Below are 14057 nucleotides of genomic sequence, written 5' to 3'. Positions count from 1 at the left end.
CCATGTTGCAATGGATGACTCGCCCGGGCTGGCCCGGCCACCTGCTCGCCCTCGGCGCCGGCGCCCTCACCCCGCTGGCCCTCGCCCCCTTCGATATATGGCCACTGGCCCTGCTGTCGATCGCCCTGCTCTACCTGGGCCTGCGCGAGCTGCGCCCCGGCCAGGCGGCGCTGCGCGGCTGGAGTTATGGCTTCGGCCTGTTCGCCGCCGGCACCAGCTGGGTCTACGTCAGCATCCATGACTATGGTGCCGCCTCGCCGGCGCTGGCCGGTTTCCTCACCCTGGGCTTCGTCGCCGGTCTCGGCCTGTTCTTCGCCCTGGCCGCCGCGCTCTGGGCGCGCTGGCTGCGCCGCAGCGAGGCGCCGCTGGCCGACGCCCTGGCCTTCGCCGCCCTGTGGCTGGCTCAGGAAGTGTTCCGCGGCTGGTTCCTCACCGGCTTTCCCTGGCTCTACGCCGGCTACAGCCAGCTGGACGGGCCGCTGGCCGGCCTGGCACCGCTCGGCGGGGTCTGGCTGATTTCCTTCAGCCTGGCGCTGTCCGCGGCGCTGCTGGTCAACCTGCCGCGCCTGCGGGCGCGCAAGGCCTTTCTCGCCGGCGGCCTGGTGCTGCTGCTGACGCCCTGGGTCGCCGGCCCGGCGTTCAAGGATCGCCCCTGGACTCGCCCGGCCGGCGAACGCCTGACGGTCGCCGCCGTGCAAGGCAACGTCGAACAGAACCTGAAATGGGACCCGGCCCAGCTCAACGCCCAGCTGGCGCTGTACCGCGACCTCAGTTTCAGCGCCGAGCGGGTGGACCTGCTGGTCTGGCCGGAAACCGCCATCCCGGTGCTCAAGGATCTGGCACAAGGCTATATCGGCGTGATGGATCGCTTCGCCAGCGAACAGGGCAGCGCGCTGATCACAGGGGTGCCGGTGCGCCAGGCCAATGAACGCGGCGAGCTGCGTTACTACAACGCCATCACCAGCTTCGGCGACGGCCAGGGCACCTACCTCAAGCAGAAGCTGGTGCCCTTCGGCGAGTACGTGCCGCTGCAGGAGGTGCTGCGCGGGCTGATCGCCTTCTTCGACCTGCCGATGTCCGACTTCGCCCGCGGCCCGGCCGAGCAGCCGCCGTTGCTGGCCAAGGGTTATCGGGTGGCGCCCTATATCTGCTACGAGGTGGTCTACCCGGAGTTCGCCGCGGCGTTGGCGGCCGATAGCGAGATCCTGCTGACGGTGAGCAACGACGCCTGGTTCGGCACCTCTATCGGCCCGCTGCAGCACCTGCAGATGGCGCAGATGCGCGCGCTGGAGGCCGGTCGCTGGATGATCCGCGCCACCAACAACGGCATGACGGTGGTGATCGACCCGCAGGGCCGCATCCAGTTCGAGCTGCCGCAGTTCGAACAGGGCGTGCTCTACGGCGAAGTGCTGCCGATGGCGGGGCTGACGCCCTACCTGCAGTGGCGCATCTGGCCGCTGGCGATCCTCTGCGCGCTGCTGCTGGGCTGGGCGCTGCTCGCCGGGCGCATGGCCAAGACGGTCTAGCCGGCTGTTCCAGGATAATTGCGGTTCGTCATGAGCCTCCGCTGGCCAGCGGTGTGCGCGGCGCGCCCTACTCACACTGGCGAACCGGCTCAGGCCAGTTCGACGCGGTTGCGGCCCTTGCTCTTGGCCTGGTAGAGGGCGTCGTCGACCCGTTTGTAGAAGGCCTCCGGCGAGTCGTCGCACAGCGGCAGGTAGTCGCCGACGCCGATGCTGCAGGTGATCGACAGGTTCAGCGCCGGCAGCTGCAGCGGCTCCTGCTCCAGTTCGCGGCGAAAGCGTTCGGCCAGTTGCAGCGCCTGCTCCAGGCTGGTGTGCGGCATCAGCACGGCGAACTCCTCACCGCCCAGGCGCAGGAGGATGTCGCTGTCGCGGCGAAACACCTTGCGCATGCGTTCGGCGAACAGGTGCAGGCAGAGGTCGCCGGCGCTGTGGCCGTGGCGGTCGTTGACCTGCTTGAACCAGTCGATATCCAGAAGCACCAGGGCCAGCGGGCTGTGCTGGCGACGCACGGAGGCCAGCCAGTTGGCCAGCAGCACGTTGAACTGGTAGCGATTGCCCAGCCCGGTAAGGGCGTCGGTACGGCTGCGCTGGTCGAGCTCCTCGCTGTGCTGGCGCAAACGCATCTCGCGTTCAAGGCCGATGCGGTACTCGCGGTGCCAGCGGTAGAGAAACAGCATCATGTAGGCGAGGTACACCAACAGCGCCACCGACTCGCCCGGCGCAGTACGCTCCTGCCAGAACTTCACCGCGGTGGCCGGCAGGTAGATCAGCAGCATGGCCAGGGCACAGGGGCCGCGACGCATGGGGAAGGTGAACGCCATCGCGGTAGCGAACACCACCGCGGTGAGCATAACCATCAGGTGCGAGACATCCAGCGCCCGGCTCAGCTCGATCCCGGCCAGCATCAGCCCCCAGAGCAATGCCTGCAGCAGCATCAGCAACCAGTGCTGGCGCAGCCAGTGCTGCAGGGCGACCTCGCCGCGCTGCTCGCGGGGCTCGTGAAGGATGCGCAGGGCGACGAATGCCAACAGCAACAGGCCGCCGGCCAGCCACAGCCAGAGGTTCTGCGTCGGCGAGCGGCTGGTCAGCCACAACAGGCACCAGGCCAGCAGATAGTAGAAGCCGCCGAAACGCGAGCGCGCGTGCATGTCGCTCGCCTCGCGCCACAGCTTGAAGGCACTGCTGGACATCTTCACTTCAGGCAGCATGGCGCGCACTCCGACCACTACAGCATCAGCCTAGTCGAGTGATGGCATTTTGCTGCAGCGTCCCGCAAACGCCGCAACGCGCTTGCGGGACGGCGCTCAGGCCAGCTTGAATCGATTGACCAGTGTTTGCAGCTCACCGCCAAGGCGGGCCAGGTCGATGCTGGCGGCCGAGGTTTCCTCGGTGGCCGCCGCCGACTGCTCGGCCACATCGCGGATGCTCGACACGCTGCGGTTGATCTCTTCGGCCACAGAGCTCTGCTGCTCGGCCGCCGTGGCGATCTGCTGGTTCATCTGCTGGATCAGCGACACCGAGGCATTGATCGCGCCCAGCGCGCTGCCGGCCTGCTTGGCCGCCACCACGGTGTTCTCCGCCTGGGTGCAGCTCTGCCCCATCATGGCCACGGCATTCTCCGCCCCGCCCTGCAGATTGGCGATCAGCCCCTCGATCTGTGCAGTCGACTCCTGGGTACGGCGGGCCAGGGCGCGCACCTCGTCGGCGACCACGGCGAAACCGCGGCCCATCTCGCCGGCGCGCGCCGCCTCGATGGCAGCGTTGAGCGCCAGCAGGTTGGTCTGCTCGGCGATCCCCTTGATCACGTCGAGCACGGCGCCGATGTTGGTGCTGTCGTGCTTGAGCCGTTCGATGGCCTCGGCCGAGCGTTCGATGGAGTGGGCCAGGCCCTCGATACGCTCGATGGCCTGCTGCACCGTCTGATTGCCCCGTTGCGCCTGTTCGTCGGCGTCGCGCGCCGATTCGGCGGCGGACTCGGCATTGCGGGCCACGTCCTGCACCGTCGCGGTCATCTGGTGCATGGCGGTGGCGACCTGCTCGGTTTCCATCTTCTGCTGGGTGACACCAGCGCTGGTCTGCTCGGTGACCGCCGACATTTCCTCGGCCGCCGTGGCCAGTTGCTGGATGCCGTCGGTCAAGCGACCGAGCAGCTCGCGCAGGCTCTCGGTCATGGCGTGCATGGCCTGCATCAGTTGCCCCAGCTCGTCCTTGCGGGTGCTCTGGATATCGGCGGAGAGGTCGCCGGCAGCCACCTGGCGGGCGACGCCAACCACGCGCTGCAGCGGGCCGACGATCAACTGGGTGATCAACAGGGCGCACAGCAGTCCCAGGACGAAGGCCAGTACCGCGGCGCCGAGCAGCACCGCTTCGGCCTGCGCGGCTTCGGCTTGCAGGGTCTTGAGCTGCAGGGCCAGCGAATCGCCGGAGGCGACCGACACCTGGCGGGCACGCTCGGTCATGTCGCGTTCGCTCGCATCGCGGTTGGCGACGGCCTGCTGCAGCCCCTGGAAACCGCTGCGGTACTGCGCCAGTTGCGCCAGCGCGGCATCGATATCGGCGCGCGCCGCCGGGTCGTCGAGGTTGCCGCGCAGTTGCTGGCCGGCCCGTTCTAGCGAGCTGAAGTGGGCCTGCAGCTGGTCGGCGTACTGCTGCTCGCCGCGCAGGATGAAGTCCTTCTCGCGACGGCGGGCCTCCAGCAGCTCCTTGGCCATGGCACTGGCCTGGTTGGAGAAATCGAGCAGACGGATGCTGGTTTCATCGCCGCTCAGGCGGATTTGCCTGACTGCCGCCTGATTGAGCCGCTCCTCCAGTGCGTCGAACTGTTTGAGCGCCCCGCGGGCGGCCGTTTCCATCGCGGTCTGCGCCGTCTGGTTGGTGTCGACGGCCTGGCCGAGCTGCGCCAGTTCTTCGCGGTAACCGGCGACATCGCGCTGGATGTCCTGCATCAGGGCAATGGTCTCGGGGCGCGTCAGCCTGGCCAGGCTCTGCCGCGCCAGGGTTTCGATCTCTTCGGCCAGGGCCTGCGCCTGGGTCAGGTAGCGGCTATCGCCGCGCAGGATGAAGTTCTTCTCCTCCTGGCGGGCCTGGGACAACTTGGTGTCGATTTCGTTGACGCCCAGCAGGGTGTCGAAACGCTGCAACGTGCTGCTGAGCGAGGCTTGGCTGATCCAGGCAATGCCCAGGGTGATAAGCAGCACGAGGCCGAAGCCGGCGAGCAGCTTCTTGCGTACGCTCAGGTCGAGCAGGAAGTGGATAGGGCTCATGGTTCACTCCTTGTGTACGAGCCGCCCACATGGACGGCCGATGCCGCGTTGGATTGTTCCTGCATCCGGCCGCCAGCCGGTGGCGCCCACGGCCGGGCGTTCATGCAATCACCAGACGGTCGCGGCCCTCCATCTTGGCGCGGTACAGGGCGTCGTCGACCCGTTTGAAGAAGGCCTCGGCACTGGCGTCGCTGTCTGCCAGATACGCCCCCACGCCGAGGCTGGTGGTCAGCGGACGCCGCTCGCCTTCCAGCGCCACGCCCTGGCTGGCCAGGGCCGCGCGAAATTCCTCGGCCAGCTGCCGGGCCTGCTCCAGCGAGGTGTTCGGCAGCAGCACGCCGAATTCCTCGCCGCCCAGGCGCAGCAGGGCGTCGCTGTCGCGGCGGAACACCTCGCGCAGGCGTTCGGCGAAGGCTTGCAGACAGGTGTCGCCGGCCGAATGGCCGAAGCGATCGTTGACCTGCTTGAAATGGTCGATATCCAGCAGCACCAGCGACAACGGCTCGCCGCGACGCCGGGAGCCGGCCACCAGGCTGGGGAACAGGTTGTTGAACTGGTAGCGATTGCCCAGCTGGGTCAGGCTGTCGGTGCGGCTGAGCAGGTCGAGGCGCGCCTGCTGCTCCAGCAGCTTGAGCTCCAAGGCCAGAGTGGCCTGGTATTCGCGGTGACTGCGGCCGAGCACCAGCAGCAGGTAGCTCAGGTAGCAGGCCAGGGTCACCAGCAGCGCGCGCTGCTGCGGCCACTCCAGCGCCAGCACGACCAGACCGGGCAGGTAGAGCAGCGCGATGGCGAGCATGGCGCGGCGCTTGCGCATGGCAAAGTTGAAGGTCATCGCCGTGCTGAAGGCGACGGTGGCCAGGGTGGCGATCAGCGCCGAGTCGGCGAACTCGCTGCGGTACAGCGCCCAGGCGTGGGCCTGGCCCCAGCACAGCGAGGTGAGCAGCAGCAGGCCCCAGTGCTGGTCGAGCCAGCGCTGCAGCTGCTGCGGGTTGTCCAGCGGGCCGGGACGGTGCAACTGGCGCGCCAGCAGCAGGACGAAGAACAGCGCGCTACCGCCCAGGCCGACGGCGAGCAGGCCAGCGGGATCGGCGCTGAACAGCCAGGTCAGCAGCCAGGCCAGCAGGTAGTAGAAACCGCCCAGACGGGTCCGAATGCGGGTGTCTTGCACTTCGCGCCAGAGGGCAAAGGCGGCGGGATGGCGCGGTACTTCGGCGTCGGTCATGGTGTTTGTGATCACAGCAACTACTGGCCTGAGCATAGCGCCTTTTCGCGACCGCCAAGATGTCGAATTGCCAGTATTTGAGTACCGCTCGTCTGCCGGCGCGCTTAGCGTGAACGTCGCGTAGCGACGCCCCCCCTTGATGTCCTTATCCCCCTGGGAAAAGGTGGCGCGAAACGCCGGATGCGGGAGGACATACCGCGCAGGCTTTCATCATGCAGGGTGTCGCTCGCAGCATGCCCGCTAACGCAACAGCAGCAGCGGGCTGACGCTGGTCTGCAGCATATGGCTGGTGGTGCTGCCGACCAGGAACTGGCGGATGCGCGAATGACCATAGGCACCCATCACCAGCAGGTCGATGTCTTGCTCGGTCTGGTAGTCGTGCAGGCTCGGCTCGACCTCGCCGGCGCGGATCGCCAGCTGCACCTGATGGCCGCCGGCGACCAGGCGCCGCTCGGCCTGCTGCACCTGGGCGCGAGCGGCGTCGCTGTCGGCGCCGACCATCACCACATGGATCGGCAGGCCCTGGAACAGCGGGCTGGCGGCGAGCAGGTCGACGCCCTTGTCGCAGGTGGCGCTGCCGTCGTAGGCCAGCATCAGGCTGCGCGGCGCCCGGAACTGGCCGGGGCTGACCAGAATCGGCCGGTGCAGGGTGCGGATCACGCTTTCCAGCTGGCTGCCGACCAGTTGGCTGATCGCGTCGCTGGTCTCGCCCTGGCGGCCGATCACCAGCAGACGGATGTCGTTCTCCAGCTCACGCAGACTGTCCACCAGATCGCCATGGCGCTGACGCAGCTGCGGGTTGGCCACGCCGTCGCGCTGGGCGCGTTCCCTGGCCGCCTCCAGGGCCAGGCGACCTTGCTCCAGCCCCAGCTTGCTGCGCCGTTCGTCGAGTTCGGCCAGTTCCTGCAGCAGCTGCTCGCGGCTGCCCAGGGCGATATTGCCGGACAGGTCGCTGCGCGGCGGGTACTGCTTGTGGTCGAGCACATGCAGCAGGGTCAGCGGCGCGCCCAGACGCAGGCTGGCCCAGGCGGCGTAGTCGCACACCGCCGGGGACGACAGGGAACCGTCGATGCACGCCAGTACCTGGGTCATGGTGGTTGCTCCTCTCGCTCAAGTCCGGCCTCAACGGCTCGCGGCATCACCTTAGCAACCCCGCCCTCGAAGTCAAAGGCGGGGCGCAGCCGCCAGGCCCGGCTAACACCCGGTTACCTTTTGCCCCAAAGCCCCGACCGAACACATGCCGCAGCGCCCGGTCGAACGCCAGCCTCTTGCGAGGCCGGCAGGCGCGTTCAACTGCAACACAGGGCCGCCATACTGCCGTTTTCCCACCTGTCTGCGAGCGCTTTAGCGATGCTGTCCGCTGCCAAGGGGGTGCTAGGAAGGCTACCTGTCGTCAGCCCATGGAAATGGGCACTGTTGCTATTCGTCCTGCTGATGGTCTATCAGGTGCGCGCCCTGCATCTGGACGACCGTCTGTACTTCTGGATCAAGACCAGTTGGCACGAAGAGGCCTGGGAACACCGCAGCCTGTGGCTGCCGGAATACCGCGTGAGCATCGAGGCCAAGGCGGTGGCGGGGGTGACGGACAATTTCTCCGGGCTGAGCTACGACGACGACCGCGACCAGCTCTGGGCCGTGGTCAACAACCCCGAACAGTTGCTGCGCCTGAGCCCGGATGGCGAGCTGCTGGCGCGCTACCCGCTGAGCGGTTTCGAGGACGTCGAAGGCGTCACCTACCTGGGCGACGGCCTGTTGCTGCTGGCCGAGGAACGCCAGCACGGCCTGGTCGCGGTTCAGGTGCCGGAAAAGCCGGGGCCGCTGTTTCGCGAGGACTACCGGGCGCTGACCCTGGGCATCGGCCTGGGCGGCAACCAGGGCTTCGAGGGGCTGGGCTACGACCGCGCCGGCGACCGCCTGTTCGTGGTCAAGGAACACTCGCCGCGCAAGCTCTACGAAATCCGCGGCCTGAAAAGCAGCCTGGCCGGCGACTTCAACCTGGAGGTCATCGACCGCCAGGCCTGGATCGAACGCAAGGTGTTCGCCACCGACCTGTCGTCCGTGCATTTCGACGAACGCACCGGGCATCTGGTGCTGCTCAGCGACGAATCCCAGCTGCTGATCGAACTGGACGGCGCGGGCCAGCTGATCAGCTTCCGCTCCCTGCTGCAGGGCTTCGCCGGCCTGGGCAGCAGCGTGCCGCAGGCCGAGGGGGTGACCTTCGACAAGCGCGGCAACCTCTACCTGGCCAGCGAACCCAACCTGTTCTACCGCTTCGAGCGCTACTGACCCAGCCTTGCCGGGGGGTCGGGCGGCGCTCCGCTCTAGCCCATGCCAACTCCCGTGGTGGGCTGAAGCCCACCCTACGGGCCTTTGTCCCCACCACCAAAACTTGCCTTTGCAAGCGCCGGCAAACTCAGCCGCGGCGAATCAGCCAGATCCCGGCGACGATCAGCAACAGGCCGGCAACCTTGCCCAGGCTGATCGGCGCCTGGCGAAAGCCGGCCCAGCCGAAGTGGTCGAGCAGCAGCGCCATGCCCAGCTGGCCGGCGATCACCAGCACCATGAACAGCAGCGCGCCGACCCGCGGTCCGGCGAAGGCGGCGGTGGCGATGAAGAAGGCGCCGAGCAGGCCGCCGCTCCAGTGCCACCAGGTCAGCCCCTTGAGCGCGGCGAAGCTCGGCGCCTCGCGCTGCACCAGCACCATCAGCAGCAGCGCCAGGCCGCCCACGGCGAAGGAGATGAAGGCCGCCGCCAGCACGCTGGAAACCTGCTTGGCCAGCTGACCGTTGATCCCGGCCTGCAGCGGCAGGAAGGCGCCGGCGACCAGCGGCAGGGCGAGCATCCACCAGGGTATGGCAGGCATGGCGATCTCCAGCAGAACACGAGCGCGCGATTATGCCGCAAATCCTGTCCGCCCCGTCAGCCTACGGAGGCCGGCGGCATCACAGCGGCTTGCTGAACTGCAGCAGGGCGACCCGCTGCTGGCGGTGATCGCGACGCTCCACCAGGCCGCTGAGCGCGTAGCCCAGGCGCGGATAGAGCAGCAGCCCGGCGCTGTTGGCGTTGAAGCAGGACACGCGCATCTCGCGGGCCTTGAAGTGCTGACGGGCGAGCGCCTCCATGGCCTCGATCAGCCGCTGCGCCACGCCCTGGCCGCGCGCCCAGGGCGCCACCATGACGTTGCCCAGGGCGCAATACTCGCCGTGCTGCCACTGGTAGAAGTTGGCGAAGCCGGCGACCCGGTCGTCCAGGCAGACCACCGTGCTGTCGCGGCGCTCGGCCATGGCCGCGGCCAGTTGGCCGACGCTCAGCGGCCAGCTGGCCTTGGGGTAGCAGTAGAAGAGTTCGTCGGCGTTCTGCGGAAAGGTCACCACCGCGGCGAGGTCGGCGGCCTGCGCCGGGCGGACGGTGAAGCTGGAGGTCGTGGGCATGGCGGGACCAGTCGGGGAAGGAGATGCCGAGCCTAGTGGGTCGTCTGGCAATAATCCATCGCGCCGCGATTCTCCGCGACAGCCTGAGGACCTTAGCGTGGCGGATACTGCGCGAGCACCTTGGCCACGGTCTCGCGGATCGCCGCGGCGCGCTCCGCCGGGCTGGGTGCGTTGTTGCGCAGCACCTGCCGGGCGCTGCCGCGCCAGACCAGCTTGCCGTCGCGGCCGTCGATCAGGTCGATCTGCAGGGTGCCGACCTGGTAGTCCAGGGTGCGCGTCTCGGTGTAGGCCGGGCCGCCCCAGTAGCCGCCCCAGGGCCCGCCCCAGAAGCCGCCGTGGTAGGTGCTGACCTGGTTCTGCTTGTTCTCCACGATCAGCGCCGCCTGCACCCGCAAGTCGGCCGGGGTGCCGCCGGCGGCCGGACGCAGGCCGCGCTGGTCGAGCTGTTCGGCGGTGGCGTCGCGGATGCGCTGCTCGGTGAGGTCGCTGTGCAGGCGCGGGTCGTTGGGGCTGTAGGTCAGCGCCGGCTCCTGCCAGCTCCAGCTGCGGTAGGCGGCGAAGTCGCGGCTGGTGTCGTAGTCGCGCTCGACCTGGATGCTCTGGCAGGCGGCCAGCAGCGCCAGGGCCGGGAGAATCAGTAGACGCGGGAACATGGTGGTTTTTCCTCAGCCATCAATAGGGCGGGTAACCGCGCAGGGCGGCCTTGACCGCGGCGCGCAGGGCATCGGCGCGCTCGCTCTGGCTGCCGCCGCTGCGCGCCTCGCCGCTGCCGCTCCACACCGGCTGGCCGTCGCGGCCGTCGAAGAACTGCACGTGCACCACCGCCACTTCCTCCTCGTAGGTGCGCACCAGCGGCACGCTGCCCCAGGCGCCGTAACCATCCCAGTGCCGGCCATGGCCGTAGTAGGCGCCGTAGTCGTCGTAATACTGGCGCAGGCGCCGCTCCAGGTTGAGCGAGGCGCTGACCTGCAGGTCGCCGGGCTGGCCGGCCGGCGCCGGACGCAGGCCGTGCTGGTCGAGGCCGCTGCCGAGGCTTTCGGCCAGCAGCTCGCTGCCGGCCCAGGCGCTGCCCGCCGGCAGCTGACCGCCCTGCCAGCTCCAGTTGCGGTAGCGTCCGTAGTCGCGCGGCGGCGCCGGGTAGGCGCTGCGGTCGAAGACCTGGGCGGCCTCGGGCGGCGCCGGCGGCGTCGGCAGGGATTGCGCCTGGTAGGGATTGGGGCTCTGGCAGGCGACCAGCAACGGCAAGGACAGGATGGCGATGGCGGTGCGCATGGTGTTCTCCGTGGTCGCGCGCGGCATACCCAGTGGTTTCAGGCTACGCCCGGCCTGCCGCGGCGTCCATCGCGGCCGATCAGAGCGGCCGGCACAACCAGTGCAGGTAGCGCCCCAGCCCGGCGAAGCTGGGGTGGCGGCGGTAGGCCAGCTCCATTTCCAGCAGGTCGAGCAGCTCGGCCTTGGCCTGGAACTCCTGCGGCATGTAGTCGTGGAACACGCGCACGCCGCTGCGGCTTTCGACCTGCCACTGCGCGCCGAGTTGCGCCGCCAGCTCGCGTGGGTCGAGCGGGCGTTGCGGGGTCAGGCTCTGCCCCTCGCCGGCGAAGCGCTCCTTGCGCAGCTTGCGGAAATGGCCCTTGAGCAGGTTGCGGTAGACCAGCGCGTCCTTGTTGTAGAAGGCCAGCGACAGCCAGCCGTCCGGCGCGACCAACTGGTGCAGCACCGGCAGGATCGCCGCCGGCTCGGCCAGCCATTCCAGCACGGCGTGGCACAGCACCAGGTCGAAGGGCCGCTCGAGCTGGCCGAGCAGCTCCTGCCAGGGCGCCTGGATAAAGGTGGCGGCCTGGCCGGCCTCGGCGAAGCGCTGGCGGGCGCCGTCGAGCATCGGCGCGGCCGGCTCGGCCAGGGTCAGCTGGTGGCCGCGCTGGGCCAGCCACAGGCTCATGTGGCCGAGCCCGGCGCCGACGTCGAGCACCCGTAGCGGACGCTCGGGCAGCGCCTCGGCCAGGTCGGCCTGGAGCACGGCGAGGCGGATGGCGCCCTTGGCGCCGCCGTAGATCTTCTCGGCGAAACGGGTCGCCAGCTCGTCGAAGTGGCGGTCGCTCATTGGCCGAAGCGCCGTTCGCTATCGGCCAGCTTGGCCCGCACCACCTGCTCCATGTCCAGACCCAGTTCGCTGCACAGCAGCAGCAGGTAGAGCACGATGTCGCCGACTTCCTGGCCAGCATGGGCGAGCTTGTCCGCCGGCAACTGGCGCGATTCGTCCTCGGACAGCCACTGGAAGATCTCCACCAGCTCGGCCATCTCCACGCTGGCGGCCATGGCCAGGTTCTTCGGGCTGTGGAAGCGCTTCCACTGGTTGCCGTCGCGGATGGCGTGCAGACGGGCGGTGAGTTCGGGCAGGTTCATGACGGGCTCCTTTCGAGCCGCATAGCTTCGGCTCGAACGGGGCGTGCTGCAAGCGGCGCTTGACCGGCGCGTAGCCCGGATGCAACCCGGCAGCGGTGCATCCCGCCCCCCCGGATGGCATCCGGGCTACTTCAGGCTTGCAGCGGCTGCCAGCTGCCAGCCATATGCGCCACGTCGCCCGTGCCGAGCAGACGGAACTGGCCGCTCGCCGCGGGTTCGCTGGCCTGCAGGGCGACATGCGCCGGCAGCAGCACCGGCTTCTGGAAACGCACCTCCACCTCGTAACCCGCCAGCGGCAGCCGCCCCTGCAGCTCGGCCAGGCAGCGCGCCTTGTTCCACAAGCCATGGGCGATGGCGCGGGGAAAGCCGAACAGCTTGGCGCTGGCCGCATACAGGTGGATCGGGTTGTAGTCGCCGGCCACCCGCGCGTAGCGCCGTCCGGTATCGGCCGGCGCCGCCCAGTCGGCCAGCGGCGTCAGTTCCAGCGGCGCCTGCTCCGCGCGTGGCGGCGGCTGGCCATCCAGGCGCAGGGCGCGGCAGAGGATGCGGCTGTCACCCTCCCAGAGCAGGCCGAGCTGGTCTTCCAGGCGGGTGATCAGGCTGAAGCTGGCGCCCTTGTCGTGCGCCTGCAGGTCGGCCAGTTGCACGCTTGCCTGAAACGGCCCCAGGCCACCGAGCGGGCGCAGCACGCGGATGCGGTTTTCCAGGTGCACCAGGCCGAGCAGTGGGAAGGGAAAGCGGCGGTCGGTGAGCAACTTCATCTGCAGACCGAAGGCGAGGAGATGCGGGTAGACCGGCGGCAAATAGGCGCTCTCGGCGATGCCGCAGACCTGGCGATAGCGCGCCAGGTGGGCCGGGCTGACCTCTACCGGGCAGCGCAGGCCCAGCTGCGGCAGGCGGCGGCCAGTCACCCGGCGCCGCAGGGCGGCGCGCAGGAACAGGCCGGGCAAGGCCGGCGGGGCGTTGAGGTCGAGCCAGTCGACGGCCATGGGCAAACTCCTCGGCAAATGAATGCAGCAGCTTAGCCGCCCCGCTCGTCCCGACATTGGCTGCGCTGCCCGCCTCTGCGGCAAGCCAGTCAATCCGCCTGCCGCGCCGGTTTGCGCCATGGCCTCTGCTGCCCCTAAGATGGCGGCGCCTCACGGATAACAAGAAAACCTAAAAAAATGCGTGATCTGACCGACGATGTGGCGCTGATGCGCCCGGTAATCGATGCCTTGCGTGCCAGCGGAACCGACCCCGACCGGGTGTTGGCGCGCGTCGGCCTGCCGCCCGGCGGCCTGCCCGCCGGACGCTTCCCGCACAGCGCCCAGGCGCTGTTCTGGAAAGCCGCCAGCGAAGAGTGCGGGCAGGAGCATGTCGGCCTGTTCCTGGCCCAGCACCTGCCGGCCTTCCATGGCCTGCTGCTGGAATACCTGTTCCTCTCCAGCGACACCTTCGGCAGCGGCCTGCGCCACGCCCTGCGCTACGTGCGCCTGCTCTCCGACACGCTCAACGCCGGCCTGCAGGTGCAGGGCGAACGCGCCGTGCTCAGCCTGGGCCTGGCGCCCGATACGCCGCGGCACTTTCCGGAGATGCTCGCCGGCGCGGTGATCCGCCTGTTCGACGCCCTGACCGAAGGCGCATTCGTCGCCCGCGAGGTGCGCCTGATGCATGCCGCAGGTGCACCGGCGGCGCGCTACCAGCAGGTCTACGGCTGCCCCGCACGGCTCGGCGCCGAGGACTACGCCCTGGTGTTCGACGCCGCGGTGCTGGACAAGGCCTCGCGCCATGCCGCGCCCGAACTGCTGCGCATGCACGAGTCGCTGGCGCGCCGGCAACTGGCCGAGGTGGAGCGCCTGGACCTGGTGCGCCAGGTGCGCGAGCTGATCGGCGAGCTGCTGGTCGATGGCGGCGCCACCCTGGAGCAGGTGGCGGCGCGGCTGAACATGCCGGCGCGGCGCCTGCGCGAGCGCCTGGCCATGGCCGGGGTGCGCTTCAACGACCTGATCACCGACTACCGCTGCCGCCTGGCCAAGGAGCTGCTGCTGAAGACCGACGAGCGCATCGAAGTGATAGTCGAGCGCACCGGCTTCTCCGAGCCGAGCACCTTCTACCGCGCGTTCAAGCGCTGGGTCGGCGAGACGCCGGTGGAGTTTCGCAAGCGCGGCAAGGCGTAAGGCGACGTTCCGCTTCAGCCCAGCCTGCAACCGCTCTCTGCCGTAGGATGGGC

At 69.0% G+C, this 14057-nt stretch carries 14 protein-coding genes and 1 pseudogene; 3 read left to right on the top strand and 12 right to left on the bottom strand.

Going from position 1 to position 14057, the window contains the following annotated elements; translation table 11 throughout:
• Positions 1-2 precede the first annotated feature (2 nt).
• Entirely contained in the window at positions 3-1526 is a 1524-nt protein-coding gene (gene lnt / locus EA796_RS07180) for an apolipoprotein N-acyltransferase (protein ID WP_122108120.1), read from the top strand.
• 89 nt (positions 1527-1615) lie between these two features.
• Here lnt and EA796_RS07175 read toward each other — a convergent pair whose 3' ends face one another.
• From EA796_RS07175 to EA796_RS07160, 5 genes and pseudogenes are all read right to left on the bottom strand, one after another.
• A complete protein-coding gene (locus EA796_RS07175) occupies positions 1616-2734 on the bottom strand; it encodes a GGDEF domain-containing protein (protein WP_122108119.1) in 1119 nt (372 codons plus the stop codon).
• A 96-nt stretch (positions 2735-2830) separates the two neighbouring features.
• Positions 2831-3547 carry a methyl-accepting chemotaxis protein gene (locus EA796_RS23665; protein ID WP_371921462.1) on the bottom strand — a complete coding sequence of 239 codons (717 nt, stop codon included), beginning with the start codon at positions 3545-3547 and terminating at the stop codon, positions 2831-2833.
• A 141-nt stretch (positions 3548-3688) separates the two neighbouring features.
• Positions 3689-4789 (bottom strand): annotated as a pseudogene (locus tag EA796_RS23660) (methyl-accepting chemotaxis protein); the annotation flags it as partial.
• Positions 4790-4889: 100 nt separating this feature from the next.
• Positions 4890-6011 carry a GGDEF domain-containing protein gene (locus tag EA796_RS07165; protein ID WP_122108117.1) on the bottom strand — a complete coding sequence of 374 codons (1122 nt, stop codon included), beginning with the start codon at positions 6009-6011 and terminating at the stop codon, positions 4890-4892.
• Between the two features lie 240 nt (positions 6012-6251).
• Positions 6252-7103, bottom strand: coding sequence for a universal stress protein (locus tag EA796_RS07160; RefSeq protein ID WP_122108116.1), 852 nt, complete (start codon positions 7101-7103; stop codon positions 6252-6254).
• A 258-nt stretch (positions 7104-7361) separates the two neighbouring features.
• Between EA796_RS07160 and EA796_RS07155 the strand changes: the two genes are divergently transcribed.
• Positions 7362-8297 (top strand): SdiA-regulated domain-containing protein, encoded by a 936-nt coding sequence (locus EA796_RS07155; protein ID WP_122108115.1) that lies wholly within the window; start codon positions 7362-7364, stop codon positions 8295-8297.
• 127 nt (positions 8298-8424) lie between these two features.
• Here the strand turns inward: EA796_RS07155 and EA796_RS07150 are convergent, their stop codons facing one another.
• The 7 genes from EA796_RS07150 to EA796_RS07120 form a co-directional block, all read right to left on the bottom strand.
• Positions 8425-8874 carry a DMT family transporter gene (locus EA796_RS07150; protein WP_031302760.1) on the bottom strand — a complete coding sequence of 150 codons (450 nt, stop codon included), beginning with the start codon at positions 8872-8874 and terminating at the stop codon, positions 8425-8427.
• A 79-nt stretch (positions 8875-8953) separates the two neighbouring features.
• Complete coding sequence (locus EA796_RS07145; RefSeq protein WP_122108114.1) at positions 8954-9442, bottom strand: GNAT family N-acetyltransferase; 489 nt, start codon at positions 9440-9442, stop codon at positions 8954-8956.
• Between the two features lie 92 nt (positions 9443-9534).
• Positions 9535-10095, bottom strand: coding sequence for a DUF4136 domain-containing protein (locus EA796_RS07140; protein ID WP_122108113.1), 561 nt, complete (start codon positions 10093-10095; stop codon positions 9535-9537).
• 19 nt (positions 10096-10114) lie between these two features.
• On the bottom strand, positions 10115-10714 hold the full coding sequence (locus tag EA796_RS07135) for a DUF4136 domain-containing protein (protein ID WP_122108347.1): 600 nt from the start codon (positions 10712-10714) through the stop codon (positions 10115-10117).
• Positions 10715-10793: 79 nt separating this feature from the next.
• The gene (locus tag EA796_RS07130; protein ID WP_122108112.1) at positions 10794-11543 is read right to left on the bottom strand and encodes a methyltransferase domain-containing protein; all 750 of its coding nucleotides are present in this window, start codon (positions 11541-11543) and stop codon (positions 10794-10796) included.
• Positions 11540-11845, bottom strand: coding sequence for a MazG-like family protein (locus EA796_RS07125; protein WP_021445759.1), 306 nt, complete (start codon positions 11843-11845; stop codon positions 11540-11542). The genes EA796_RS07130 and EA796_RS07125 overlap by 4 nt, the downstream gene beginning before the upstream one ends.
• A gap of 131 nt (positions 11846-11976) precedes the next feature.
• Entirely contained in the window at positions 11977-12834 is an 858-nt protein-coding gene (locus EA796_RS07120) for a MaoC family dehydratase (protein WP_122108111.1), read from the bottom strand.
• Between the two features lie 177 nt (positions 12835-13011).
• Here EA796_RS07120 and EA796_RS07115 point away from each other — a divergent pair, with 177 nt between their 5' ends.
• The gene (locus tag EA796_RS07115) at positions 13012-14004 is read left to right on the top strand and encodes an AraC family transcriptional regulator (protein ID WP_122108110.1); all 993 of its coding nucleotides are present in this window, start codon (positions 13012-13014) and stop codon (positions 14002-14004) included.
• Positions 14005-14057 lie beyond the last annotated feature (53 nt).

It is taken from the genome of Pseudomonas sp. AOB-7, assembly GCF_003696305.1.
Taxonomy (GTDB): domain Bacteria; phylum Pseudomonadota; class Gammaproteobacteria; order Pseudomonadales; family Pseudomonadaceae; genus Aquipseudomonas.
This window is presented reverse-complemented; position numbering and strand designations above follow the sequence as displayed.